Origin of the sequence: Streptomyces sp. 1222.5, assembly GCF_900105245.1 — a bacterium.
Lineage (GTDB): Bacteria > Actinomycetota > Actinomycetes > Streptomycetales > Streptomycetaceae > Streptomyces > Streptomyces albidocamelliae.
The window spans coordinates 2,415,301-2,440,723 of the sequence record NZ_FNSZ01000001.1 but is presented as its reverse complement, the minus strand read 5'-3'; the positions used below and the strand labels follow the sequence as shown (position 1 = coordinate 2,440,723).

21 protein-coding genes and 1 pseudogene are annotated in these 25,423 nt (G+C 69.9%); 9 read left to right on the top strand and 13 right to left on the bottom strand.

Annotated features, from left to right (window positions below):
- Nucleotides 1-72 precede the first annotated feature (72 nt).
- The 8 genes from BLW57_RS10875 to BLW57_RS10840 all read right to left on the bottom strand — a co-directional run bounded on the left by BLW57_RS10875 (nucleotide 73) and on the right by BLW57_RS10840 (nucleotide 9,074).
- Entirely contained in the window at nucleotides 73-1,023 is a 951-nt protein-coding gene (locus BLW57_RS10875) for a sensor histidine kinase (protein ID WP_093474030.1), read from the bottom strand.
- Nucleotides 1,020-1,802 carry an MEDS domain-containing protein gene (locus BLW57_RS10870; RefSeq protein ID WP_093474029.1) on the bottom strand — a complete coding sequence of 261 codons (783 nt, stop codon included), beginning with the start codon at nucleotides 1,800-1,802 and terminating at the stop codon, nucleotides 1,020-1,022. The genes BLW57_RS10875 and BLW57_RS10870 overlap by 4 nt, the downstream gene beginning before the upstream one ends.
- 341 nt (nucleotides 1,803-2,143) lie before the next feature.
- Nucleotides 2,144-2,848, bottom strand: coding sequence for a hypothetical protein (locus BLW57_RS10865; protein WP_101377005.1), 705 nt, complete (start codon nucleotides 2,846-2,848; stop codon nucleotides 2,144-2,146).
- A 128-nt stretch (nucleotides 2,849-2,976) separates the two neighbouring features.
- Entirely contained in the window at nucleotides 2,977-3,330 is a 354-nt protein-coding gene (locus BLW57_RS10860; protein ID WP_093474026.1) for a DoxX family protein, read from the bottom strand.
- Complete coding sequence (locus BLW57_RS10855; protein ID WP_093474024.1) at nucleotides 3,327-5,360, bottom strand: acetoacetate--CoA ligase; 2,034 nt, start codon at nucleotides 5,358-5,360, stop codon at nucleotides 3,327-3,329. Before BLW57_RS10855 ends, BLW57_RS10860 begins: the two co-directional genes overlap by 4 nt.
- Nucleotides 5,357-6,997, bottom strand: coding sequence for a bifunctional 3-(3-hydroxy-phenyl)propionate/3-hydroxycinnamic acid hydroxylase MhpA (locus tag BLW57_RS10850; protein WP_093474023.1), 1,641 nt, complete (start codon nucleotides 6,995-6,997; stop codon nucleotides 5,357-5,359). The genes BLW57_RS10855 and BLW57_RS10850 overlap by 4 nt, the downstream gene beginning before the upstream one ends.
- Nucleotides 6,994-7,932 (bottom strand): fumarylacetoacetate hydrolase family protein, encoded by a 939-nt coding sequence (locus BLW57_RS10845; protein WP_093474021.1) that lies wholly within the window; start codon nucleotides 7,930-7,932, stop codon nucleotides 6,994-6,996. Before BLW57_RS10845 ends, BLW57_RS10850 begins: the two co-directional genes overlap by 4 nt.
- Nucleotides 7,929-9,074, bottom strand: a complete 1,146-nt coding sequence (locus tag BLW57_RS10840; protein WP_093474020.1) for a VOC family protein — start codon at nucleotides 9,072-9,074, stop codon at nucleotides 7,929-7,931. The genes BLW57_RS10845 and BLW57_RS10840 overlap by 4 nt, the downstream gene beginning before the upstream one ends.
- Nucleotides 9,075-9,212: 138 nt before the next feature.
- On the opposite strand from BLW57_RS10840, the gene BLW57_RS10835 reads away from it, so the two are divergent.
- Nucleotides 9,213-9,848: a TetR/AcrR family transcriptional regulator gene (locus BLW57_RS10835; RefSeq protein ID WP_093474018.1), complete on the top strand. Its 636-nt coding sequence runs from the start codon at nucleotides 9,213-9,215 to the stop codon at nucleotides 9,846-9,848.
- Nucleotides 9,849-10,346: 498 nt separating this feature from the next.
- Here the strand turns inward: BLW57_RS10835 and BLW57_RS10825 are convergent, their stop codons facing one another.
- Both BLW57_RS10825 and BLW57_RS10820 read right to left on the bottom strand, forming a co-directional pair.
- Nucleotides 10,347-11,393 carry a zinc-binding dehydrogenase gene (locus tag BLW57_RS10825; RefSeq protein WP_093474017.1) on the bottom strand — a complete coding sequence of 349 codons (1,047 nt, stop codon included), beginning with the start codon at nucleotides 11,391-11,393 and terminating at the stop codon, nucleotides 10,347-10,349.
- Nucleotides 11,394-11,553: 160 nt separating this feature from the next.
- A complete protein-coding gene (locus BLW57_RS10820) occupies nucleotides 11,554-14,775 on the bottom strand; it encodes a bifunctional cytochrome P450/NADPH--P450 reductase (RefSeq protein WP_093474015.1) in 3,222 nt (1,073 codons plus the stop codon).
- 267 nt (nucleotides 14,776-15,042) lie between these two features.
- On the opposite strand from BLW57_RS10820, the gene BLW57_RS10815 reads away from it, so the two are divergent.
- Nucleotides 15,043-15,696 carry a TetR/AcrR family transcriptional regulator gene (locus BLW57_RS10815; RefSeq protein WP_256339462.1) on the top strand — a complete coding sequence of 218 codons (654 nt, stop codon included), beginning with the start codon at nucleotides 15,043-15,045 and terminating at the stop codon, nucleotides 15,694-15,696.
- Nucleotides 15,697-16,097: 401 nt separating this feature from the next.
- Complete coding sequence (locus tag BLW57_RS10805) at nucleotides 16,098-16,325, top strand: hypothetical protein (protein WP_093474011.1); 228 nt, start codon at nucleotides 16,098-16,100, stop codon at nucleotides 16,323-16,325.
- 141 nt (nucleotides 16,326-16,466) lie between these two features.
- Here the strand turns inward: BLW57_RS10805 and BLW57_RS10800 are convergent, their stop codons facing one another.
- From BLW57_RS10800 to BLW57_RS10790, 3 genes are all read right to left on the bottom strand, one after another.
- Nucleotides 16,467-16,796, bottom strand: a complete 330-nt coding sequence (locus BLW57_RS10800; RefSeq protein WP_176985540.1) for an NIPSNAP family protein — start codon at nucleotides 16,794-16,796, stop codon at nucleotides 16,467-16,469.
- 40 nt (nucleotides 16,797-16,836) lie between these two features.
- Nucleotides 16,837-17,259, bottom strand: a complete 423-nt coding sequence (locus BLW57_RS10795) for an SsgA family sporulation/cell division regulator (RefSeq protein WP_093474007.1) — start codon at nucleotides 17,257-17,259, stop codon at nucleotides 16,837-16,839.
- A gap of 244 nt (nucleotides 17,260-17,503) precedes the next feature.
- On the bottom strand, nucleotides 17,504-17,917 hold the full coding sequence (locus tag BLW57_RS10790) for a hypothetical protein (protein WP_093474006.1): 414 nt from the start codon (nucleotides 17,915-17,917) through the stop codon (nucleotides 17,504-17,506).
- A gap of 787 nt (nucleotides 17,918-18,704) precedes the next feature.
- On the opposite strand from BLW57_RS10790, the gene BLW57_RS10785 reads away from it, so the two are divergent.
- From BLW57_RS10785 to BLW57_RS10760, 6 genes and pseudogenes are all read left to right on the top strand, one after another.
- Complete coding sequence (locus tag BLW57_RS10785; RefSeq protein WP_093474004.1) at nucleotides 18,705-18,923, top strand: ferredoxin; 219 nt, start codon at nucleotides 18,705-18,707, stop codon at nucleotides 18,921-18,923.
- Nucleotides 18,920-20,323: an NAD(P)/FAD-dependent oxidoreductase gene (locus BLW57_RS10780; RefSeq protein ID WP_093474003.1), complete on the top strand. Its 1,404-nt coding sequence runs from the start codon at nucleotides 18,920-18,922 to the stop codon at nucleotides 20,321-20,323. The genes BLW57_RS10785 and BLW57_RS10780 overlap by 4 nt, the downstream gene beginning before the upstream one ends.
- A 61-nt stretch (nucleotides 20,324-20,384) precedes the next feature.
- On the top strand, nucleotides 20,385-21,653 hold the full coding sequence (locus tag BLW57_RS10775; RefSeq protein ID WP_093474001.1) for a cytochrome P450: 1,269 nt from the start codon (nucleotides 20,385-20,387) through the stop codon (nucleotides 21,651-21,653).
- A gap of 24 nt (nucleotides 21,654-21,677) precedes the next feature.
- Nucleotides 21,678-22,141: pseudogene (locus BLW57_RS41340) on the top strand (alcohol dehydrogenase catalytic domain-containing protein).
- Between the two features lie 35 nt (nucleotides 22,142-22,176).
- Nucleotides 22,177-22,557, top strand: coding sequence for a zinc-binding dehydrogenase (locus BLW57_RS10765; RefSeq protein ID WP_093473998.1), 381 nt, complete (start codon nucleotides 22,177-22,179; stop codon nucleotides 22,555-22,557).
- A 258-nt stretch (nucleotides 22,558-22,815) separates the two neighbouring features.
- Complete coding sequence (locus BLW57_RS10760; RefSeq protein ID WP_093473997.1) at nucleotides 22,816-25,278, top strand: SpoIIE family protein phosphatase; 2,463 nt, start codon at nucleotides 22,816-22,818, stop codon at nucleotides 25,276-25,278.
- Nucleotides 25,279-25,423 lie beyond the last annotated feature (145 nt).

The following is a 25,423-nucleotide window of genomic DNA, read 5'->3' as shown; positions in this document are numbered from 1 at the left end:
ACCCTGGGGCGACGTCGGTCACGCGTGCCGTCGAGCGCTGGGCCGGTGAGCAGACCGTTGGCACCAGCGGGTCTAGCCGGGCAGTTCGGTGTGCAGGCGGATCGTGGTCCCTTCGTCCGGTGTGGACCGGATCTCGACAAGATCGCAGAGCTGGTGGACGAGCCACAGCCCGCGTCCACCCACCTGCCTCGCGGTCGGCATGGTACGGCCGGCCAGTGGGTCCTCCAGGTATCCGGCGTCACGGAACTCGCAGACGAGGCGCCGTTCCTCGCTCCAGGTGCGCAGCACGCCCTGTCCGCCGCCGTGGCGGATGCTGTTGGTGGCCACCTCTGTCGCTGCCAGGTGCAGTTCGCGCAGGCGCCGACCGGTCAGGCCGTGCTGTTCGGCGCAGGCAGCGATCTTCTCCCGGAGTGCCGGCAGGTCGCCGCTGGTGTAGAGGAACTCGTCGTACGGGTCGCAGGGGTCGGTGAGGGCAGCGAAGGCATACGCTGCGTGCGCGTCGTAGTCCTCGCTCAGCACCGTCCGGCCGTCCCTGCGGATCCGGGGGTGGCAGCGTGCCATCTGAGTCAGGGCGGCCTGGTCGCGTGCGACGTCGTAGGGGCACAGCAGCCACCAGGCGGGGCCCCGGGCGAACGCCCTGTTGAGCAGCCACTCGTGGTAACGCAGTTCCTCGGCCTCGGCAGTACTGCGGACCTGGTCCCAGGGGGATTCGCCGATGCCGCGGACGGGCCGCCCCTCCGAGACGTGTTCCTTGATCCATTCTTGCCAGGCAGCGACGAGCCGCCCCGGATGACGCGCCACCCGGCTGGTGTCGACATAGCGCAGGGTGTCGTTCTCACGGATCTCCGCACGCAGCAATGACGCCTTTTCCTGCGGCACGGCCACGACGACGGCCTCGTCACCTTCGAGCGCTTCCTGGATGAAGCCCAAAGCGCCTGCGACGAACTCATCGCTGCCCGAGTACGGATACAGTTCGTGCCGGTATCCAGTGCCTTCGAGGTGAGTGGGCGAAGAGGAGGTCATGGCGCCATCACCACCGGAATGTCGGGGATCGCGAAGCCGGAGAGCTTCCAGGCGAGCCGCAGGGTCTCGTTGGTGCCTTCCAGGATGATCTTGCGATCCGGAAGGTGCCTGGCGGCATCGGCCAGCGCGCTCATCCCGGCGGCATCGAAGAACTCCAGTGTCTGGCAGAGCAGACGCACCGTCGGCGTGTGAGCGAGGAGGGTGCACAGGATGGTGCCGAAGGCCACCGCGCCGTCGCTGTCGACGGTCCCGGTCACCGTCCAGCCATCCTGCTCGGTTCGGTACATCCGGAACGCGGGGGAGAGCGGACGGCTGCCCAGATGGTGCGGATGCACACATCTGATCTGCTGCAGAGCCGGCAGGTCCCAGTCGGCACCGCTGTAGGCGCAGACCACCATGGCTCCAGTGTCGGCGGCGAACTCCTCGAGATCGAGCTCGCTGCGCAGCCACTCCCCGTTCCGGTCCGCGCGAGGGCCGCGCACGACATGGTGGAGCACGCGAAGGGAGCGGAACCCTTCCCGGTCGGCGGCGGCCGCCTCCCGACGCACCGCGGAGAGAAGAGAACCCTGCAACCGGGCAGGGTCCAGTACATGAGGTGCGAACTCGCTCTCCGCCCGCGGGGCGGGGCCGACGATCACGACCTTGTCGCCGTGCAACGCACCGTCCGCAACGAAAGCCCGGCTGCGGCCGATGACGTCATCGGTACGATCCAACAGGTGGCAGACGTGATCGCCGATGTCGACCTCGTCCAGGGTTGGCAGTACGCGCGGCGCCCTCACTACTCCTCCCTCGCTCCTCCCTCACTCTACTGCTCCTGTACTTTCCTCCCGCGTACTCCCCGAGGCGTGGGACCGTGCTCGCCACGTCATCCTGGCTGCCACCGCCCTGGCGATCAGACGCCGGCCTCGGAATGTCTCCCGCAGCGGGCCGAGGGGTAGCGGGGTACGCGAGCTTGTGGGCCAGTCGGTGCCGGGATCGGCCGTCGGCCAAGTCTTCACGGCTGCCATGGTCGGCCGGACGGTGGTGAGGGTGGATGAGGAGGTGGCGCTGGGGGTCCTCCGGTGCCCATCAGGCCGGGCGGATCTGAAGTAGCCCTGATTTTCCGCTCGCCGGTGCTGCGTCAGCTGCTCGGGCCGGCGTCGCCGTCGTCATCGGAAGAACGCGGTGGTCTCCTGCCGCCTGGAGCGGAGTCGTCCCCTTGCTCCTCCAACAGCTCGAGGAGTGCGGCATCCGCCCTTTTCCGGTCTTCCTTCGTCAGTTCGACCGGTGCGTTGTTGTAGACGGTGTAGCGATCCGGGTCGGTGATGTTGGCGGCCCGCAGGGTGAACGTCAGCAGGCGGCGCCATCCCTTGCGGTGGCCGACCCTTGCTTGCAGTTGGACCTTGAAGTCACGGGCTTCCGGCACGAACCCGGAAAACGGTGCCTCGAACTCGATGAAGAGTTGTTGCGCTTCTCTGCCGGGCACGACGAAGCCGGCCGGCAGTTTTGCATCCTCGTCCGGCCCGGGCTGGAGGCGGGACGGTGAGGACACCCACAGCAGTGGCAGGTGAGAGGCGGGCTCGTCAGGGAAGGTCAGGATGAGGTCCTGTACGACGATCGGCTTGGCACCGGTGTTGTGAAGGACGAGCGGGAGCCGAAGGCGGGCGGTGGACGAGTGGACGATCGCTGCGAAGGAATGAGGCTCCCACGTCTTCAAGCGCCCCTGTCTGGCGTTGAGCCACCAGAACGACGCGACGGTGAAGAGCAATGCGCAGACCGACACGACACCGGCGCCTGTGAGTGATGAGGGCGCGGCCTGGTCGGTCGCGGTCACCAGCGGAGCCACAGATTCAGTCTGCCAGCCTCGGCGTGGGCTCGCTGACAGGGCTCAGGAGCCTGAGCCGCCGGCGCACGGCAGCCGGCAAGCGGGACGGTCCGCGTGCCGCAGGCGGCCGGTGCAGTCCTCAGCCGACGTCACGAGCCGACGTCGGCAAGGAGCACGAGATACCAGCTGACCATTGCGGCGCACACCATCGCGGGGGCGAGTCTGGGCAGCCCGTCTCCCTTGCGCACGTGCGTGGTCACGGCACCGGCGAGCAGCATCAGCAGGCCGAGCCCGGCCAGCTCTCCGAGCAGCGACGAGACCGGGCCGAAGGCCACGCCGATGGCGCCTGCCAGCTCCAGCGCACCGATCACCCGGTAGGAGGCGGTGGTGAAGCCGGCGTGGGCGGCCAGATCGGGCATCGGACCGAGCGCCATGATCTTGGCTACGCCCAGCAAGGTGAAGATCAGCACGATCAGGCAGGTCAGGGCTGCGGAGAGGCTCATGAGGCGTCCTTGACGCTGTGCGGATGACGGGTCCGACGGCGTTCGGCTCCCAGGCCGGCGAAGTAGGCGACGAGGTCCGGGTCGTCGACCGCCGAGGGGTTGAGGACCTGCTCGGCGGGCGCGCCCTGGAGGAGGCGCTTGACCGGGACCTCGAGTTTCTTGCCGGTCCTGGTGTGCGGGATGGCCGGCACGGCGAGGATCTCGTCGGGGACGTGGCGGGGTGAGGCGCCGGTGCGGAGGGTGCCGCGGATCTTCTCGCGCAGGGCGTCGTCCAGCGTGGCCCCGGGCGCGAGGACGACGAACAGGGGCATCCAGTAGCCGCCGTCGGGTTCCTCCGCGCCGATGACGAGGGCCTCGGTGATCTCGGGGAGGCGTTCGACGAGGTCGTGGATGTCGGCGCTGCCCAGGCGTACGCCGTTGCGGTTGAGGGTGGCGTCGGAGCGGCCGTGGACGATCACCGAGCCGTGGGAGGTCAGGGTGATCCAGTCGCCGTGCCTCCACACACCCGGGTAGGCGGTGAAGTAGGCGTCGCGGTAGCGGCTGCCGTCGGGGTCGTTCCAGAAGGACAGCGGCATCGAGGGCATGGGGCGGGTGACGACCAGTTCGCCGACCTGGTCGACGACCGGCCGTCCCGCCTCGTCGTACGCGGCGAGCGCGACGCCGAGGTTGGGGGCCGACACCTCGCCCGCCCAGACAGGGGTGGTGGGGGCGCTGCCGGCGAAGGCGGAGACGACGTCGGTGCCGCCGCTGGTGGAGGCCAGCTGGATGCCTGCGCCCACGTGGTCGCGGACCCAGGGGTAGGCGGAGGCGGGCAGGGCGGAGCCGGTGCTGCCGATGGCCCGGATGGCCGTCAGGTCGTGCACGCCGGGTTCGATGCCCAGCTTGGCCATGGCCAGCAGGTACTGCGGGCTGGTGCCGAAGACGGTGACCTTGTGGCGGGCCGCCAGCTCCCACAGGACGTCCGGGCGTGCCACCGGCGCGGGGCTGCCGTCGTAGGTGCAGGTGGTGGCGCCGGTCAGCAGGGTGGAGACGACCAGGTTCCACATCATCCAGTGGGTGGTGGTGTACCACAGCAGACGGTCCCCGACGCCCAGGTCGCAGTGCAGGCCCAGGATCTTGAGGTGCTCCAGCAGGACGCCGCCGTGGCCGTGGACGATGCCCTTGGGCAGGCCGGTGGTGCCGGAGGAGAAGACGACCCACAGGGGGTGGTCGAACGGCACCGGTGTGATGGTGAGGTATTCGGTGCGGGTTGCGGCGTCATCCCAGGGCACTGTCAGGCTGCCGTGCTGGGTCTCGGGCCACATCAGGCCCAGGTGATCCACGAGCACCGTGGCCTTCAGGGTGGGAAGGGCTCCAACGAGGTCGAGCGAGGCTGCGCGACGGTCGTGCCGCGTGCCGTTGAAGACATAGCCGTCCGCGGTGATGAGCACGGTCGGTTCCAGCTGGGCGAAGCGTTCGGCTGCGGCCTTGGGGGCGTAGTCCTGGCCGCACACGGACCACACCGCGCCCAGGACGGCGGTGGCGAGGAAGGCGATGACGGCGTGCGGGGTATTGGGCAGGTAGCCCACTACCCGGTCGCCCTGTCCGACGCCCAGGTCGCGCAGGGTGGCTGCGACGGAGGCGACCTTGGCGCGCAGCTGTCGGCCCGTGATCTCGTAGGCGGCTCCTGTCTCGTCCAGCGCGGTGATCGCGGGTGCGTCCGGGTGCAGGTTGCGCAGCGCGTGGTGGGCGTAGTTGAGGGCGGCGCCGGCGAACCAGCGGGCGCCGGGCATGGTCTCCTCGGCCAGCACCCGCTCGTAGGGAGTGTCCGCGTCGATGTCGAAGTACTCCCACACCGCCGCCCAGAATCCCTCCAGGTCGGTGACCGACCAGCGGTGCAGGGCCTCGTAGTCGCCGGGGTCCTGGATCCCTTCGACGCCCTGGTGCCGGGCGGCCCAGCGGGCGAAGTCCGCGATGCGGCTGCCGGCGGCCGTCTCGGGGTCGGGCGGAAGGAATGGTTCCGGGTGCGGCGCGGAGTGCGGGGTCGTCACGGTGCGGTGCTCCTCGGCAGGGGGACGGGTCGGGCATCGGCAGTAGGGCGGGCCGTGTGGAGCAGGGAGGCCCAGACGGTGGGGTCCGGGAAGTGGCCGGTGCCTGCGGGGACGGTGTCCATCACGACGCGGTCGGGGCGCAGCAGTGCGGCGTCGACACGGCCGCGGGCCAGCCAGGCGGCCAGGGTGCCGTCGTCGTCCAGGTCGCCGACGTGGATCGTCGGGGCGCCCAGTGCCGTGGCCACTGCCGTCATCTGCGCCGTGGGCGGTACGGCGGTCAGGACGACGAAGGCGTCCCGGACGGCGTCATCGAGGCGCACTCGCCTGCCGTCGTGCCGTATCCAGGGCTGCGGGCAGAAGGTGCCGGCCAGCACGCGGCCGGCCGGCCTGGGCCGGCGCCGTACCAGTGGGCCGGCCGCCAGAGCGGGGCTGAGGTCACGGCTCACCGCCTCGGTCACGCCGGGGATGCGGCAGATCGTGCCCACTACGGCCCGGCGGAACGCCGCACCGCGGTGCTGGCCGCCGGTCATGGCCCAGCCGACGGCGACCGCCACGCGGATCACGTGGCGGGCGTGCGGTTTGCGCTCGCGTTCGTAGGTGTCCAGCAGTTCCTCGGGCGCGCCCTGTCGGAGGACCCGGGCGAGTTTCCAGGCGAGGTTGTTGGCGTCGCGCAGGCCGGAGCACAGGCCCTGCCCGACGAAGGGCGGGGTCAGGTGGGCGGCGTCGCCCAGCAGGAAGACACGCCCCTTGCGCCACCGGTCGGCGAGACGGGCCTGGAAGGTGTACTGCGCCTGCCGTATCACCTCGAAGTCGTCGCTCGGAGAGGCCGGCAGGTCCACCCAGGGGGCGACCAGCTCGCGCAGGCGCTCCCATCCGTCCGGGCCCTCCAGGTTCTGGTCGTCGGCCAGCCGGAACTCCCAGCGGTAGCGGTCCTCGCTGATGCGCATGAAGGTGGCCGGCCGGGTGGGGCAGCAGATCTGCTCGGCGCCTTCCCAGGTCCGCACCGGGCGGCTGGTGCGCACGTCGATGACCCGCCAGCTCTCCTGGAAGTGCAGGTCCTCCCAGGCGGTGCCGGTGGCGTCACGGGTGAGGCTGCCGGCGCCGTCGCAGCCGAGTACGGCATCGGCCCACAGGTGCTCCTCCTCGTCGCTGCCACCGCGCCGGAAGGTGACCCGTACGGGACCCGTCGGATCGTCGGGTGCGCCGGTGTCCGGCGTGTCGGACTGGGTGACGGACACGACCTCCACCCCGCTCCACAACTCGCACTCCGGGCGGCGCGCCAAGGCGTCCCGCAGCAGGCGTTCCAGATCGGGCTGGTTGAACATGCTCAGCTGCGGGAAGCCGTGGAGTCCGTGCATAGACCGCGGGAACTCGCCGATCACGCGGCGCCGGGCGTCCAGCAGCCGTAGCCCGGGGGCCGGCCGGGCGATGGCGGCGAACTCCTCGTGGACGCCGACGCTCTGCAGGACCCTGCGGATCTCGTCGTCCACGACGACGGCGCGCGGCAGGGGGTAGACGTCCGGGTGGCGTTCGAGGAGCAGGCTGCGCACTCCGTAACGGGCCAGCAGGAGCGCGGCCGTGACGCCTACGGGCCCCGCGCCGATGATCACCACGGGCCTGTGGGCTGTGGCGCTCACGTCGCGTCCGCCACGGCGTTGCGCTGCTCGCCGAGGTCGATCCGCCCGTCCGGGGTGGCGATGGTGGCGGTGATGAGGTCACCGTCGCGCAGGTACAGCGGGTTCTTTGCCTGGCCGTTGAAGAACGCCTTCCATTTCAGCGCGGGCGGCAGCAGGGCGGCGATCTTCTCGACCGGCTTGGGCGGGGCCTTCAGCGCGGTGCCGCCGGGCGTGCCGGTGAGCAGCAGGTCGCCCGGGTCGAGGGTCTGGAAGCGGGCGAGGAGGGTGAGCGCCTGCGCGGGCCGTACGATCATGTCGGCGAGCGTGCGGTCCTGGCGCGGCACGCCGTTGACGTTCAGCCGCAGCCGCAGGTTCAGCAGATGGGCGAAGTCCTCGGGCTCCAGCAGGGCCAGGTAGGGCCCGGTGGGCGTGAAGGTCGGGTAGGACTTGCTCTCGTAGAACTGGGTCTTGGTGAGCTGGACGTCGCGGGCGCTGACGTCGTTGGTCAGGACGAGCCCGGCGACATACGACGGCAGGTCGTGCTCCTCCACCACGGTGCCCACGGGCAGGGTCGCGCCCATGACGAGGCCGAGTTCCACCTCGTAGTCGAGGAAGTTCACGTGCGCGGGGCGGACGATCGCGTCGTGCGGGCCGCTGACCGAGCCGGACGCCTTGCGGAAGAAGGTGGGCGGTATGTCGCCGCTGAACCCGGAGTCCTTGGCGTGGCTGCGGTAGTTGACCATCTGGGCCACCACCCGGCAGGGAGTGGTGACCGGAGGCAGCGCCACCAGGTCGGCGACCGGCGTGCCGCTCTCGCCGGAGGCGGCGGCCTCCTGCACGGCGGCCCGGTCGGCGAGCAGTTCGGCGGTGGTGACCGCCTTGGTCTCGATGCGGAGGGCGCGCTCGTTTCGGACGGCCCACCAGCCGTCGGGGGTGCGCAGCACGTTGGTGCTCATGAGCTCATCGCTTTCATCAGGCCCAGCAGGCGTGCGGGGTCGAGTTCGTTGTCGTCGCGCAGGGCCGTCATGACCTCGCGCAGCTTGGCGGGGGACGGGCTCGCGCCCAGGAAGTCGCGGGTGACCGGCGGGCCCCACTGGGCCAGTCCGCTCGCCGACATCGGCGCCCATCCGGGTTCGAGGTCGCAGGAGAACAGGTCGCCGTCGGCGAAGTGCTCCAGCATGAAGCGGTCGGGGTCGCGCCAGTAGTCGAACAGCTGACTGCCCTGGATGTGCCGGCCGATTCCCCAGCTGCGCTGGTAGCCGCGCTCGGCGAGGTACTCACCGCCGGCGGCGATCGAGTCGAGGTCCGTGACCTGGTAGGCGGAGTGGACGTAGCCGGTGCCGGGCCCGAGGTGCAGGGCGAGGGTGTGGTGGTCCACGGGCAGGCTGCCCTGGTCGCAGCGGATGAACGCCATGGTCGGCCCGCGCTGACGCTGCCCGTCGAGGAACAGGAAGTCGGACACGATCATGCCGAGGGTGTCCAGGTACCAGTTCAGCGTACGGGCGAACGACCTTGTCTCCAGCACCACATGGCCCAGGCGCTGAATGCGCGACGGCTCGCGCGGGGCTCGCTGGGTGGTGTTCGTACGACGCTGGTCCGTGCCGAAGTTCAGGATCAGCGGCTCCTGCTCGGGGAGCGCGGGCAGCGCTTCGGCGCAGTGCACGACCCGGACCGGAAGGCCCGAGGGGTCGAACAGGGCGACGGACCGGCCGCCGCCGGGGACGTCGATGTCCCGGACGGTGTGTCCGACGGCGGCGGCCAGCCGGTCCACATCGGCCCGCTCGGCCGCGCGGAACGCCGGCCCGAGGAAGCGGGAGGAGCTCCCGCGCCGGATGACCATGCAGGGCGAGCCCGCGAACGTGCCGCGCAGCCACAACGCGTGATCGGTGCGGGCGGCGATCGCGAAGCCGAAGTCACGGGCGAACACCTCGGCCCGGTCCAGGTCGGGCTTCTCGAACTCCAGCCAGGCCAGGTCCGCCACCTTGATCACGGGGTTCCGGGACCGGCCGGGATGTTCACCGCGCAGGGCGCCCTGCTCACTGTGGAGGTCTTGGTGGGGCGTCAGAGGACCGCCCTTGTCAACGGAGATGTGGGACATGGTGTCCTCCAAGCAACACTGCCGTAATGAGGAAATCATCAACTCTGCTGTTTCTCGTCGTCAATAGGTGCAGCCCAAATAATTGAGGATCTCATCAGTAATGCCGGTGTCATCGTGGCGGCGGTTACACTGGGCCGTATGCCGACGTCAGCCCCGCCCAGGAACCGCTTCGAGCGACGCCGTGCCGAGACCCGCCAGGCGCTCGTCCGTGCGGCCCGGCAGATCCTCGCGGAGACCGGGGACACCAGCGCAAGCATCCAGGCCATCGCCGAGCGCGCCGACGTCGGCTTCGGGTCCTTCTACAACCACTTCGAGTCGAAGACGGAGCTGTTCGACTCAGCGGTGACGGACGCCCTGGAGGAGTTCGGGCAGGTCATCGACGCGCGCGTGGAAGGCATCGACGACCCGGCCGAGCTGCTCTCGGCCGGTTTCCGGCTCACCGCCCGGATGGCCGACTCCCACCCGGAACTCATGCGGATCCTGCGTGACCGCGGCCTGGCCCACATCCACTCCGACAGCGGCCTCGCCCCACGTGCCCTGCGCGACCTGGAGACCGGCATCGCCTCAGGCCGCTTCACCTGCGGCAACGCGACCACCGCCCTGTCCGCCCTGGGCGGCACCCTGCTGTCCCTCGTGGCTCTCAGGCTGGACCGCCCGGACCTCGACGGCGACGAGGCCGCCTCCGACCTGGCCGAGATGGTCCTGCGCATGCTCGGTCTCGCTGCGGACGACGCCCATGAGGTCACCCGGCGTCCGCTGCCCGATCTCGCCTGACAACCTCCCGCACCTGAAGCGCGGCCGGTGCTACGCCGGCGGCCACGAGGAACGCGGTGGCCGCGGCCTCCCCCGTGGGGTCGGTCCACGGGCATGCGGCGTTCACCTCGGCGAGGGCCGGCATCTGCGCGGGCCGGTGCCGGGGTGGTGCGGATCTCGGCCTCTCCCGGATGGCGGCGTCCCAAGGCGGTGAGCATGCGGCAGTGGTCGCCCATCGTCCATGCCGCCAGCAGAGCGTGCGCCGGGCGACGCCGGCCGCCTCGGAGATGCTGTCGAGACTTGCGTCCGGGTCCTCCCGCAGCTTCAGCCGGACGGTCGCGAGGATGCGTCTGCGGTTGGAGTGAGCATCCTTGCGCCGCGGAGTACGGCCCGGGGTGTCGGTCGTCTGCATGGTTCTGTCTCTTCACGGTTGCCGAAAGCCGTGGGCGCCGGTGCTCCCTCACGCACCGGCGCCCACTCACCCCTGCCCAGGGTGGCTTGATGTCCTGCTGACAGGCGTCAGGGGACGAGAATGAGGCGGATCGGGTCGCCGATCTTGTTCTCCAGACGGCTGACCGCGTTGGCCGCGTCGATGAGCGGGATGTGGTCGGTGATGGAGGGGGCCAGGTCGAGGCGGCCGGCCGCGGTCAGCTGCACCAGCTCGGAGACGGACTCGGGGAAGCCGCCGTAGTGGCCGCGCACCTGCTTCTGCAGGTAGTTGAAGGTCAGGCCCTCGGTGATGGTGAGCGGCCTGGGCGTGATGCCCACCAGGATCAGGGAGCCGCCCAGGCCGAGCACGGAGGCGGCCTGGTCGCGGACGGCGGGGACGCCGGCGCAGTCGAAGGCGAAGTCCAGGCCGCGTCCGCCGGTTGCCGCGCGGACCTGGTCGGCGAAGTCGGGGGCCGCCGGGTCCAGGGCGTAGTCCGCGCCGAAGGCGAGGGCGCGCTCGCGGGCGCTGGGCAGCGGGTCGACGGCGATGATCGGGGCGGCGCCGACCAGGCGGGCGAGGCGTACGTTGTGCGCGCCGACTCCGCCCACGCCCCAGACGCCGACGGACTGGGCGGCACGGACGCCCGCGGTGGCGACGACGGCGGCGTAGGGAGTGGAGACCGCGTCCGGGATGATCGCGGCCTGGTCGAAGGGGAGGCTGTCGGGGATGGGGATGAGGGTGTCCTCGCGGACGACCACGTACTCGGCCCAGCCGCCGTCGTAGTCGATGCCGGCGGTCAGCATCTGGGTGCAGGGCCGGCGGCGCACGCAGCCGGCGCACTTGCCGCAGGTCTTGCCGGCCTCCAGGGTGACGCGGGTGCCGACGGGCAGGCCGCGCTTGAGGTCGGGGCCGAGCGTGTGGATCACGCCGGAGACCTCGTGGCCGACGGTGATCGTGTCGGAGGTGGCGAACAGCGGGACGAGGGAGCCGTCGAGCAGGTGGACGTCGGAGAGGCAGACGCCGGCGGCCTTGACCTCGATGAGGACCTCGCCCGGGCCTGGCACGGGGATCGGGACCTCTTCCACGGCGAACTTCCCGCTGTCGAGGTGGAAGCGTCCGGCGAGCATGGTGTCCATGGTGATCTGCTTTCGGTGAGCGGCACGGCCCGGTGGTTCGGGCCATGGGTGCCATGGGGTGTCTGGTGGGCTGGTGGGGCCGGGAGGCGTGCGGGGGAGGCAGGACGTCCGCACGCCTCCCGGCGGCTGGGGGTCAGCGCGCCTTGACGGCGTGCGACGGTCAGGCGAAGACGTCCTGCTGGTAGCGCTCGTCCGCCTCCAGCTGGGCGAGCCACTGCTGGGCGGTCTCGTCGTCGCTGCCGGTCTTCTGGCGGTGTATGGCGGCGAGGGCCTCGCGGACGGCCGGCGCCATACGGCGTCCGTCACCGCAGACGTAGATGTACGCGCCGTCCTGGATGGCCTGCCAGACGGTGTCGGCGGCATGGGCGATGGCGTTCTGCACGAACCGGGCCGGGTGGCCGGTCACCGCGGAGAAGGCGGTGTGGATCTGTGCGATCCCCGTCTGCTCCCAGTCCTGCATCTCCTGGCGGTAGAAGTAGTCGTGCTCCGGGTGGCGGCAGCCGACGAAGACCTGGGACAGGCCGACCTGGGTGCCGTTCGCGTGCTGGTGCGCACGCTCCTCGAGGAAGCCGCGCAGCGGTGCGATGCCGGTGCCGGGGCCGATCAGGACCAGCGGCATGGCGGGGTCGGCGGGCGGGGCGAACGTGGGGGAGGGCACGCGGACGTAGCCGTAGACGACGTCCCCGGGTTCGAGGCCGGCGACGTAGGAGGAGCAGGTGCCGCGGTACTGGCCGTCGCCGGACAGGGCCGGGCCCTCCAGCAGGCCGACGGTCAGGCGCACGTGACGCGGGTTGGCCGACGGCGCGGAGGAGATGGAGTAGAAGCGGGGACGGATCGGGCCCGTCATCTCCAGGAAGACCGCCAGCGGCAGTTCGACCGCGGGGAAGCGCTCCAGCAGGCCCAGCACCGAGACGCGCTTGCCGAGGATCTCCTTCTGGTAGCGCTCCTCCGCCTCTTCGGTGTCGGCGGTGTACGCCTGGAGCTGCGGCCGGGTCCAGGGGCACTCGGTGTGCTCGGCCAGGGTCTGGATCTGGGAGCGGGTGGCGACGTCCTGCAGTTCCAGGAACTCGGTGAGCAGGATGCCGGCGGTTACCGGGGTGCCTACCGGCAGGTGGGTGCGGCCACCGGTCGGCATGTCGAGCCGGAGCACCTGGTCGTACTCGACGCCGAGCCGCCTCAGGGCGCGCTCCACCAGGGCGAGTTCGTTCTTGGCGAAGACGGCCAGGTGGTTGCCGGTGTCGTAGGTGACGTCGTCGGGCAGCTCGAAGGTGATGGACTTCGCGGCCGGGCGCGGCGGCTCGAGGCTGAAGTCCCACAGGCCGGTCGCGTCCGCTACCAGTTCCTCGTTGGCCATCACCGTGAGCGGGTACGCCTGTTCGGAGACGATCGCCGGGCGCACGTCGGACTCGGTGAGCAGCTGGACCTGGTAGCGCGGGCCGCTCGCCTCGGAGGTGTCGGCGGCGTACTCCTCGGCCAGGGTGGCCCACAGGGTGTCCATCCAGCGAGTGGCCATGCCGTCGAAGTCACCGGCGGCGTCCGCGATGCCGCGCTCGACGACCGGGGTGGCGCCGGCGGCCAGCAGACCTTCCTCGATCCGCTTGGGGAATGCCTGGTAGGTGGCCACCCACTGGGTGTTGCCGGCGCCCAGCAGCGCGAACCGCACGTTCGAGAGCGCCCCCTCCGGCAGGCCGGCGGCGAGCAGGTCGTCGAAGCGCTGGGCGTTGTCGGGGGCCTTGCCGTTGTAGCTGGCGGCGACGACGGCGAGCAGGCCGTCGGTGGGCAGGTTGTCGCCCAGCTCGTCCAGGCTCATCAGGGTGGTGCCGAAGCCGGAGCGCTCGCCGCGGTCGGCGATGGTGCGGGCGAGGTCCTCGCAGGAGCCGAGGCTGGAGCCGTAGGCGACGGTCAGGTTCACACCGACGCCGCTGACCGCTGCCTGTGCCTGCGTGTCGCCGGTCTGCAGATCGGTGGCGCCGAAGACGGTCCGCTCGTGCTCCTGACGGCGACGGACGATCAGCTCGAAGTTGCCGGGCTTGCGCGTCAGCGCCTCGCGGACGTCCATCTTGTAGTCGCTGGTGTCCGAGAGCTTGAACTTCTGCAGCACCAGCGCCAGGGCCAGGCGGGCCTCGGTGAGCGCGAACTGCCGGCCGATGCAGGCGCGCACACCGTTGCCGAACGGCTTGTAGGCGTGCGGGTGCTGCGCGGCGCGGTTCTCCGGAAGCCACCGGTCGATGTCGAACTCATCCGGTCGGTCCCACGCCTTGGGGTGGGTGTGCAGCGGGCCCTCAAGGATGTTGACCCGCGTGCCCTTCTTGAGAAGGTAGCGGCCACCGATGACGGTGTCCTCCAGCGGGGCCTTGCCGAACGCCGGGATCGGCGCCCACAGACGCAGGGTCTCGTCCAGGATTCGCGGAATGACGTCCAGCTGCATGATCGTGTCGTAGTCCGGGACCGTGTCGCCGGGCATCAGCCGGTCCACCTCGGCGTACGCCTGGGCCAGGACGTGCGGGTTGCGCATCAGCGAGTACGTGGCGAACGACAGCAGACCACTGGTGGTCTCGTGACCGGCGATCAGGAACGTCAGCACCTGGTCGCGGACATTGTCGTCTGCCAGCAGCTTGCCGGTCTCCGGGTCGGTGGCCTGAAGCATCAGACCCAGCAGGTCGTCCTCACCGGTGCCCTTTCCCTCGCGGCGCTCCTTGATCACGCTCTCGACCAGGTCCTGCATCAGCCGGATGTTGTCGCGGTACTTACGGTCGTCCGCCTTACGGAGCTTGGTCATCATCGGCAGCTCCTGCGAGCGCCGCAGCGACTCCACCAACGCGCCCAGCAGCGCGTTGAGGAAGGGGTGCAGCTCCTCCTTGTCGAAGGACTGGAACCGGTAGCCGAACCCCGACAGAGCAATCGTGTCCAGCGTCAGACGGGTGTAGTCGTCGGTGATGTTGACCGCCTGCCCTTCCCTGCGCCCCCACTTGCCCGCAAGGTTCTGGGCGATCTCCAGCATCTGCCCGAAGTACGCCTTCATGGCCCGCTGGCTGAACGCCGGCAGCAGGACACGGTGTGCCATACCCCATTCCTCTTCGTACTGGTGGGCGGTGAACAGACCCGCCCCCGCGAAGTCCCGGACGTGGTGCAGCGGCGTCTTGTCGATCTGCTTGAAGAACCGCCTCTCGTCGCAGACCTCGGCCACCAGGTCAGGGTCGTAGACGAAGACCTGCTCGATGCCGGCGATGTCCATGCCATAGATGCCCTCGGGGAACTGCTTGGACAGCTCACCGAAGTACTCCACCGGATTGGTGTCGGGGATCTGCGGCGTGTTCCCGAGGAGGGGGATCCCACGCGGGGACCGGATGGGGCGAAGGTCGTTCGCGGAGTGCGTGGTCATGGCTTGCTCCTCTGCGTGGAGGGGGTGCGTGGAGGGGGTGAAGGGGGATGGGCAAGGGCGCGCTGCGCAGGTCGATGCCGTGGCGCCATACGGAAACATACGCCGTATGGAATTAGTACCGTACGCCGTATGGAAACGCGAGGCAAGCCCGGTCGCATCGGTGGGCACTGTGAGTCAGGCCATTTCCATACGGCGTATGAAAGTGATACCGTACGTGGTATGGAAAAGAAGGCGAGGCGCCCCCCGCGGGGCACGAGAAAGAGGGACGTGCCTCTGACCGAGGCCGGGATCTACGACGCCGCCCTGCGGCTCATCGACGAGGACGGCGTCGAGGCGCTCACCATGCGCAAACTCGCCACCGAGCTCGACGCGAACCCGATGTCGCTGTACCACCACGTCCCGAACAAGGAAGCCGTGCTGCGCGGCGTGACCAGAATGGTCGGCGCCCAGTTCCGCACCGTGACGCTCGAGGACGCGCCCTGGCCTGAGCGGATCCGCCTGCTCGCCATGGACTTCCGGACGCTGGCCCACCGCCACCCCGAACTGATGGCCTACTCGTTCAGCCACCAGCCGGACTTCATCCAGCCCGACGACCCGTTCTGGACCGCGCTCACCGCGATCGTGGCGGCTGCCGGGGTTCCGCGGTCGGAGGTCTCGGAGATCGCCGCGCTGATGGTCGCCGTCGTCATCGGTGTCCTCGCCGCCGAACTCAACGGCTCGCTCCACCAGTGGTCGACCCTCAAGTCCCCCGGCTTGGACGACGGTGAAGACGGGGACGGGGATGCAGACCGTGACTCTGCGGACGTAGTCCCAGAAGGCCCTGACCAGGACCACATGTTCCGCCTCGTGATGGACACGCTGATCACGGGCCTGGAAAGCAGGCTCACCGTCGATCGTGACGGCCGGGGCGCCGGCCTCTGAGCCAACCCTCCTGAGGCGCTGCGCCCCAGGCACCGGCCCCTGAGCCGCGTCCGCAGTCGGGCGATCTCAGGCTGCGACATGCGGGAGCCACCCCCGTCACATCGGGGAACACCGCCCGGCGGGGTGGCTCCACAGTCTCTGCACGGCAGCCCTATGCCGACACCGAACCGTGAAATGACCGTGGTCGTCGGCTTGTTCCCGATCTCCCTCCCGAAGCGGAAGACCGCCGGTCTCGTCGAGCTGCATCACCCGCGCCATCCGTTCACCGAGGCGGCCGTGCCGCCGAGTTCTGCCGCCGTGAGCGCGAGGTGGCCCGTGCCGGATGAGTCGTACCTGATCTCGATCCGTTCTTTTCTGGCTTCCGCCATCCCCCGCATCGGCTGTCCGGAGGGCTGCCCCCCATGTCCCTGAACGCCACCGCCGCTGCTCGCGGCGCCGAGACCGCACCTGAGAACGTGCCCGACCTGTCGCACCAGCGACGCTGGTGGATTCTGCTGGTCGTTTCGCTGTCCATGCTGCTGGGTGTCCTCGACGGCACCATCGTGAACATCGCCCTGCCGTCCGCCCAGCGCGTTGCGGCTGGGCGTCCGTCGAGCCGTCGGCCGCGCCCGAGGGCGCTCTGGCTGTAGTGACCCCATCCCTCGCGGCCGCCGCTCGGCTGTCGGGCCGACCGCCACCGCCGGCCCGACCGGCTTCGTCCACGGCCGCTGCCGACTGGCGCGCGCCGGATACCGGCCCTTCCGGCCGCGTCACCCGTCGCAGGACGGCCGTCAGCGCAAGGGCGAGTCCGCGGTGGGCGTCAGCAGGATTTCGTCGAGGCCGACGATCTGGCCGATGTCGAAACCCTCCATGTCCGCAAGGAATTCGGGACTCGACAGATATGCCTCCAACCGCTCCCGCACGTCGTCGGCGTCCCTGTAGGAAACGAGGGCGTACAGCCGGGGGGTCTCGTTTCCGGGCGCCGCGGGCACCGTCCAGACGCCGTGTGTGGTGATCCGGTGCTTGGCCATACCGGGAATGTGCTGGGCCCAGATCTTCTCGTAGGCGGCGAGCGCGTCGGGGCTGCGCAGGGTGTAGACGCGAAGCTGGTACTGCGACATGACGCTGGTTCCTTTACTTGTGAGCATGGATGGTCGGCGGTCAGCCTTGGGGGAGGAGGTGTGCCAGTTCGGCATCCCAGTCGATGAGTTCGGACTCGGTACCCCGTGGCACCAGAGCCTGGGTGTCCTGAAGGAAGGACGAGATGTCCTGCACGGGGACCTCGAGCAAGGCGGTGCCTGCGGAAGACCCGAGGGCGATGTAGATCGATTCGTCACCCCGCCCCGCGGCTGACCAGATCCGGACGTCCGCGTGGCCTGCGGAACCCTCGAGACCGTCAGCCAGAAGGTCCCGCCCCAGGATCCATTCGACCGGCTCGTCGCAGTCGACGAAGAAGGCGGCACGGACGACATAGGGATCAGCGGGCGCGTACCGCAGACGGACGCAGAGGGGCAATGAGTAGGCATGCGAGACGACCAGCTGCACGGCCACGTGCCGTTCTACGGCCTTCGAGGACTTCTTCATCGGCTTTCCGCTCCTGGGCATGGCTCGGCGGTGCCTCACACCCGGTGTGACAAAGAGACAGTGCGGGCGGTGGCGGTACAGCAGGGGCGCGGGCGCTGGGCGGCACCGGCGCTCCGCATGACGAGTGGCGCTGCACTCACGCGGCCGGCGGTCGGGGACGCCGCCCCCGACCGCCGGAGAGGTCCCCGCCGCCGGCAGGGGCGGGGCTGAGGGGAACAAATGGCTCACGCCCTGGGTGTCCGTCTCACCGGTCGTCGTGGCTCAGGCCGTGGTGGTGGCCGCCCCAGCCGTCGTGCGCCCAGCGGTACCCCTCGTGCCGGTAGGACCTGTCGGACGTCCGGCCGTGTCCCTCGCTCTCCCAGCGGTAGAAGTGCCCGTCGCGGTAGTAGAGACCGTCGCAGTCGTGCCGGGCCGAATCGGTGCCGTGGTGGTCCTGGTGCCAGCCGCGGATCTCGTCGCAGGAGTAGCCCTGCTCGAGCAGGTAGCCGGCACCGTGGTCCCAGCTGTAGTCAGCGGCCACGGCCCTGCCGGCCGGGCGCTGGGCATGCGCGGAGGCAAGGGGCGCGGCCGAAGCGGTGCCACCGGCACCGAGGACGGTGATACCGGCGACCGCGACGGAGGAGACAGTGAGGGCGATGCGCTTCGTGAGCTTCTTCATGATCTTTCCTTCCCGGTGGCGTGATCTGCGCCAACGGCGGTTCTGTCAGGCGATGTGTGCGCCTGGCTGGTCCGAGCGGGCAGTTCCATACGCCGTATGGAACCGTGCTTCCATTATTAACATACGTCGTATGGAAATGGCGAAGTGGCGAAGGTAACCGGGCTGACCGGCCGGCCCGAGCGCCAACGGACGTCGCTCTTGAACACGAGCTGCCCGTCGCTGGCCCCTCGGCATGCGTACGCGTGAGCACGGGGTCGGGTTGGCCGGACGACGACGGCCGGAGCGGGCCTCGGTGATCGGTGGCTTCACCGGCTCGGAGATCGACTCAGCCCAGGGCGAAGTCCTGGAGCTGTCCAGGCTTGCTCGCCGACTGCCACGTAACTGCACCGTCGGCAGCTGACCGAACGTCCGGCTGCGCTCGGTCCGCTGCCCCACTGCATCGGCCCTGAGGCAGCCTGTTCGCCGCAGTGGCGGGTTTGCGATCGCCGGAAGGCGGGACGACTATTTTTCTAGGGCGTGATGACCGGGGCACACCCTGATGCCGACGCCGTCGTCGCAGCGCACCCTGCCAGTTGCGCTCACGCCACAGCCGACATGCGTCGCCGTGAAGGAAGCGGCGCAGCGAACGGGACCGAACCTGCTCATTCAGTGGCCCGGCCGGGGCGACGGGTGGGACATCCGGCCCGGTCGGCTGACTGGAGGCTCGAGAACCGACCCAGGGCTTCATGACCAAGGCTTCGTGACCGGGCCGCGGTGGGGTGGGAGGCGGAGCGGAAGGAGGCTGACCATGCGGATCGTCGTGGACCTGAATCGGTGCCAGGGATACGCACAGTGCGTGTATCTGGCGCATGAGGTCTTCAGGTTGAACGGTCAGGAGGCGCTCACCTATGAGCCGAACCCTGATGACGAGCGGCGCCTGCAGGTCGAGCGAGCGGCTGCGGCATGCCCGGTGCAGGCGATCGCGATCGACCGCGTGGACGGCGCGGAGGGGAGCGAGGCGTCATGACGCTTCCGGCAACGGTCGCAGAGCTGGTGCGCGAGTTCCGGGCCAGTGGCCGGATCGTCGTCGTGGGTGCCTCCCTGGCCGGTCTGCGGGCCGCGGAAGCCCTGCGCGAGGAGGGCTTTACGGGTTCTCTGACCATCATCGGGGACGAGCCGTACGAGCCCTACGACCGTCCGCCGCTGTCCAAGCAGGTACTCAAGGGCTGGGTGCCGGCCGACCATACGAAGCTGCCCCGCATGCGGGACGTGCATGCGGACTGGCGGCTCGGGGTGGCCGCCACCGGGCTGGACCGGGTTGCCAAGCAGGTGCGTCTGGCCGACGGTGAGCAGGTCCCGTACGACCGGTTGCTGATCGCCACGGGCACCCGCGCGCGCCAGTGGCCCAACCCGGCCGAGGCCGCCCTGTACGGGGTGCACACGATCCGCTCGCGTGATGATGCGGAGCAGTTGCAGAAGGAGCTGGCCGAGCCGCCGTCGCGGGTCTTGGTCATCGGCGCCGGATTCATCGGCTCGGAAGTGGCCTCCGTCTGCCGGGAACTGGACATCCCGGTGACCGTCGTCGAGCGGGGTTCGGCGCCATTGGTCGGCGCGCTAGGCGGGGTGATCGGCGAGGTCGCCGCGCAGATGCAACGCGATCACGGCGTGGACCTGCGCTGTGGGCTGGGCGTGTCGTCACTGGAGGGCGATTCCGAAGGTCACGTGCGGCGTGCGCGTCTGTCGGACGGATCCACCGTCGACGCCGACGTGGTGGTGGCCTCGCTGGGGTCGATCCGCAACGTGGAGTGGCTGGAGGGCTCCGGGCTGGCGGCCGGCTTCTGGGGCGTCGGGTGCGACGCCGGTGGCCGTGCCTTCGACATCAACGGCGTGGTCACCGACAGCATCTACGTGGCCGGGGACGTGGCGCGTGCGCCGCATGTGCTGTACGAGTATCAGTTCCTGGCGATGGAGCACTGGGACAACGCGGTCTTCGGCGCCGAGGTCGCGGCGCACAACATGGTGAACCTCGAGCCCCACTATCGTCCGCATCTGTTGCTTCCCGGCTTCTGGTCCGGTCAGTTCGGTGTGAACATCAAGTCCGTCGGTGTGCCGCCTTTCGGCGACGAGATCGTCTTCGCCCAGGGATCGATCGAGGAGCGCCACTTCGCCGCCGCCTACGGTCACCGGGGCCGCATCGTCGCGGCCGTCACCTTCGACCACGGCAAGTGGCTGGAGTACTACGGGAAGCTGATCCAGCAATCCGGTCCGTTCCCGCCTCCGCCGCCGGGCTGGGACCAGCCGCCCGACGCGAAGCCGATGCCGGCCGAATTTCCGGACCCACGGGTCCCGACGGCGGTCCCCGACGTCGTCCTGACCGGACACGCGCCCAGCGAGCGGACGGCTGAGTTCAGGCCGCGCGCGCACTGACGCACTCGTCGGGCCGAGCCCGTAGTCGGACAGCATCGACAGGAAGAAGGAGGGGAGCTTCGTGGTCGAGGAAACCCCCTGGCAGCAGGCCCTCCGCTACGCCAACCGCGCGAATCCGTACCCCTTCTACGAAGAACTGCGCAAGCAACCGGTGGCGCGGCAGCCGGACGGCACCTATGTCGTCAGCACCTACCGGGAGATCGTCGCCCTGCTGCACGACCCCCGGGTCAGTTCGGATCCACGGAAGTGTCCCGTCCCGGCGGGGGCCCAGGCGGCGGGCTCGGCGGCGCCGGCGGCCGAACCGATCAGGGAAGCGTTGACCGAGCCGAACATCATCACATGCGATCCGCCCGAGCACGATCGGGACCGCCGGACGATGATGCCGCACTTTGCCGGCCCGCCCCATGCGCCTCATCTGATCTCCGACCTGGAGCCCGACATCCGCCGAATTGTGGACGGCCTACTGGACGACATGAAGGGCAAGGCCCGGATCGATGCCGTCCACGACTTCGCCTACCCCCTGCCGGTGACGGTGATCTGCAAGGTCCTGGGCGTGCCCCTGGAGGACGAGCCGCGCTTCCACCACTGGATCGAGACCGCACTGGACGCTCTGGACTTCGGCCCCGAGGCCGCCTCCGAAGAGATCCAGAGCCGGCAGGCCGGAGGCCGGCAGGCTGTGCAGGAGTTCGGGCAGTTCGCAGCCGAGCTCCTCGACAGGTACGCCCAAGAGCCAGGACCGGGCATGCTCTCAGCCCTGGTGAACGAGGACGGCCCGGAGGGACGCATGTCCAAGGGCGTGCTCATGAGCAACGCCCTGCTCCTGATCTTCGCGGGACACGAAACCACGGTCAACCTCATCGCCCACAGTGTGCTCACCCTGCTGCGCCACCCCGACGCACTCGAGAAGTTGCGCCGCCGGCCCGAGCTGATCGTCCCCGGCGTGGAGGAGCTGCTGCGCTTCGAGTCGTCGGTGCAGTTCTGGCACACCCGCTCCGCCGTGGAAGACATCGACATCGCCGGCATCACCATCCCGAAGGGCGCGCCGATCTTCCTGGCGTACGGCTCGGCGAACCGCGACCCGCAACGGTTCACCGACCCCGACAAACTCGACCTCGAACGCCGCAACAACGAACATCTCGGCTACAGCCAGGGCATCCACTTCTGCTTCGGCGCCCCGCTCGCCCGGCTCGAAGTCCAAGTGGCGGTCGCCGAGTTCGTCCGCCGGGTGCAGAACCCCCGGCTCGTCCAGGACCCGCCGCCGTACCGGCACAACCAGATCTTCCGCGGCCCGCGACACGTCCTGCTCGACATCGACGGCATCCGCGACTGACCAGTGTGGGCGCGGGGGAGTGCCATGCGGGCTTTTCAACTCGTCGCATGGCAGCAACCGCCCGGGCTGCGCGAGGTGCCGGTGCCCGAGCCCGGCGCGGGGCAGGTCCTGGTGAAGGTCGCGGGTGCCGGTGCCTGTCACTCCGATCTGCACATCATGCAGGGACCCGCACCGCCACCCGGCCTCACGAAGCTGCCCTTCACGCTCGGCCCGGAGACCCTGTGATCGTCCAGGGATCCTGGGGCTGCGGCATCTGCGCCAACTGCCGTCACGGCTGGGAGAACTACTGCCAGCACCTCGGTGGCCAGGGTCCGGGCCTGGGCGGTGGACACGACGGCGGCATGGCCGAGTACCTGCTGGTACGGGCGGCGCGCCAACTGATTCCGCTCGGCTCCCTCGATCCCCGTCAAGCCGCCCCGCTCAGCGACGCCGGACCGACCAGCTACCACGCTGTGAAGCGGTCGCTGCACCTGCTGGGGCCGGGCTGACCGCGGTCCTGACCGGGGTCGGCGGCCTGGGCCAGATGACCATCCAGATCCTGCGTGCGCTCAGCGCGGCGACCACCGTCGTCGCCGTAGACACCGACGCCGGCAGGCTGGAGACCGCCAGGCGCACGGGCGCCGACGTGGCGCTGCTCTCGGGCGACGAGGCGGTCGCCCGCATCAAGGACATCACGGCGCAGCAGGGCGCTCAGCTCGTGCTGGACATGGGCGGCGTGGACCCGACGCTGCGGATGGCTGCTCAGGTGGCCAGGGTGCTCGGCCACCTGACCATCGTCGGCCTCGGCGGTGGAGCCCTGCGGCGTCCCTGCGGCGTCCCTGCGGCGGAAAGTGGAACTGGCGCAGCACGCCACCGGTTACGGGTGGAGCGACCCGCGCCGAGCGGGTGCTCGCCGGGGCCCTGATACTTCCGGACGCTGAGAATCAGCACCTCGGCGTCGGCAGCCGTAATTCTGCGATCTGATTGTTCGATCAGGGTTGAGGCACTTGACGTCCAGACGCCGACACCTGACTATTTCATCAGAAATGGGCGAATCGCTCAGATACGACATATTCCGCATCGTGTGCCGCTCACCGGGACGTCGCCGTTCGCCACGGCTGCACACAGGACCGCCGGGCCACATGCCGACGTTCTTACTTCCGCACCGATGGGACGGACTGCGATGACCAACATTGACCACACCCTCCTCACCGAGCCGGTGCGCCTCCCTGAGGTGCCCGATGCCGCGATAGCGATGATCGATGACGAGGGCATCGTCGTGGGGTGGACGCAGGCCGCCCAGCAGCTCGTCGGCTATGCGGCCGGGGAGGTGGTGGGCCGGTCCGCCGTACACGTGCTGCCGCCGTCCGAGGACGCCCGGCGGGCTTCGGCGTTCTCCGAGCAGTGCCGTGCACGGGGTGGCTGGTCCGGCACCGCGGCGATACGCCACCGCGACGGCCACACGCTCAGGATGACGCTGAGGGTCTCGCTGCTGCGGGGGGAGGACTCCGGCACCCGGTGGCTGGTGTCCGTGACGGACATAGGGTCCCTGTCCTCGGGGGTGACCGGGGGGCCGGTGCGGGAGTCGCTCCTTGCCCGAGCCCCGATAGGCATCGTTGTCTATGACCCGCAGCTGCGCTGTGTCTGGGTGAACGACGACATGGAGCGTCACGACGGCGTTCCTCGTCACCAGCGCTTCGGGCGCGGTCTGAAGGACTCACTGCCCGCCGTCGAGGCCGAAGCACTCAAGATCGTGATGCGGCAGGTGCTGGAGAGCGGCACGACCACGGTGCACGAGTACCGTGCGTGGCCACCCGCGGACCGGCCCCGTGAGCACGCATTCTCTGCCTCGTTCTTCTGCCTCCAGGGCGCTGACGGCACGCCACTGGGCGTGTGCTCCATGACCGTTGACGTCACCGGGAACCGGCGGGCGCGCGAGCGCCTCGCCATCCTCAGTGAGGCCGGCACGCACATCGGGAGCACTCTCGACGTGATGCGGACCGGGCAGGAGCTGGCCGAGCTCGCCGTGCCCCTGCTGGCCGACCACGCCCTCGTCGATCTCGTGGAGTCCGTTCCGTTCGGCGTCGAGCCGACGGCACGGAAAGGCATGACTGGTGGCCGCCCGCCGCTGATGCGCCGAGTCGGTGTGGCCTCCGTCGACCTGGGTGTTCTGGAGTTGCCGTGGGTGCGTGAAGAAGTGGTCCACGCCCACCCGGACTCGCTGTTCTCCGCCGCCATGCGCACGGGCCGCTCGTACCTGGAGCCGGTGCTGGACACCCGTACCGGCCCGTGGGTCGACCACGACCCGGTGCGGGCGCGGAAGGTACGCGACAGCGGCGTCCACTCCTTGATGGTCGTCCCCATCCGTGCGCGGCGCCGCGTGCTGGGACTGGCGCTGTTCGGCCGCTCCCTGGAACAGACACCGTTCCAGGAGGACGACCTCCTCCTCGCCGAGGAACTGGTCACCCGGGCCGCGCTCTGCCTGGACAACGCGCTCCAGTACGCGCGCGAGCGCACCGCCGCCCTCACACTGCAACGCGACCTGCTCCCGCACCGTGTACAGGGCGGTGCCGCCGTCGAGGTCGCCTCGCGCTATGTGCCGGCCGACCTGGACCACGGTGTGGGGGGCGACTGGTTCGACGTGATCGAGCTGTCCGGCGCCCGGGTGGCCCTGGTCGTCGGCGACGTGGTGGGCCACGGCATCAACGCCGCGGCGACCATGGGCAGGCTGCGCACCGCCGTGCGCACCCTCGCGGACCTCGACCTGCCCCCGGACGAGCTGCTGGCGCACCTCGACGACACGGTCCGGCGGCTGAACGACGAAGACGCCGACGACTCCGACGAGATCCCCGCGGTGGTGGGTGCCACCTGCGTGTACGCCGTCTACGACCCGGTCACCCGACGGTGCGCGATGGCGCGGGCCGGGCATCCACCGCCCCTGATCGTCGACGCGCAGGGCGGTGTCACCATCCCCGACCTGCCCGCCGGAGCACCGCTCGGCCTGGGTCTTGGCCTGGTGCCCTTCGAGTCCGTGGAACTGGAGCTACCCGTAGGGAGCGTGCTCGCCTTCTACTCCGACGGCCTGGTGGAGTCCCGCGACGAGGACATCGACGTCGGCCTGCAGCGCCTGGGCGCCACCCTGGTGCAGCCGGGTGCCTCCCTGGAGGACCTGTGCTCGCGGGCGATGGAGACCTTGCCCGCTCAGGCGCCGGCCGACGACGTCACCTTGCTTCTTGCGAGGACGCGCACGCTGCAACCCGCCCAGGTCGCCTCGTGGGAACTGCCGAACGAACTGGCCACCGTCCCGGCAACCCGGCACCTGGTCGCCCGCCAGCTCAGGCAGTGGGGCCTGGAAGCGCTGGTGACACCCGTGGAGTCGATCGTCAGTGAACTGATCACCAATGCGATCCGCCATGGTGACGGCCCGAGCCGCCTGCGGCTGATCCAGCACCGAGTGCTGACGTGTGAGGTCTCCGACACCAGCACCGGCCAGCCGCGTCCCCGTCATGCGCGTCCTCTCGACGAGCACGGTCGCGGCCTTTACCTGGTCGCGCGGTTGGCCCGCAGGTGGGGTTCCCGCTCCGCAGCAGACGGCAAGGTCGTCTGGGCCGAACAGGACCTGCCCTCCCCAGCGGCCGCCCTCTGAGCGCCGACAGCCACCACAGGAACCCCTTCCCCCGTACCCGCGGACCGTCGTCATGGAAGACAAAGACATGAACACATCGGATGTTGAGAGCGCCGACTCGGCAGGCTCTTCACGAGGGCCGACGAGCCTCTCGGGTGCCGGCCCC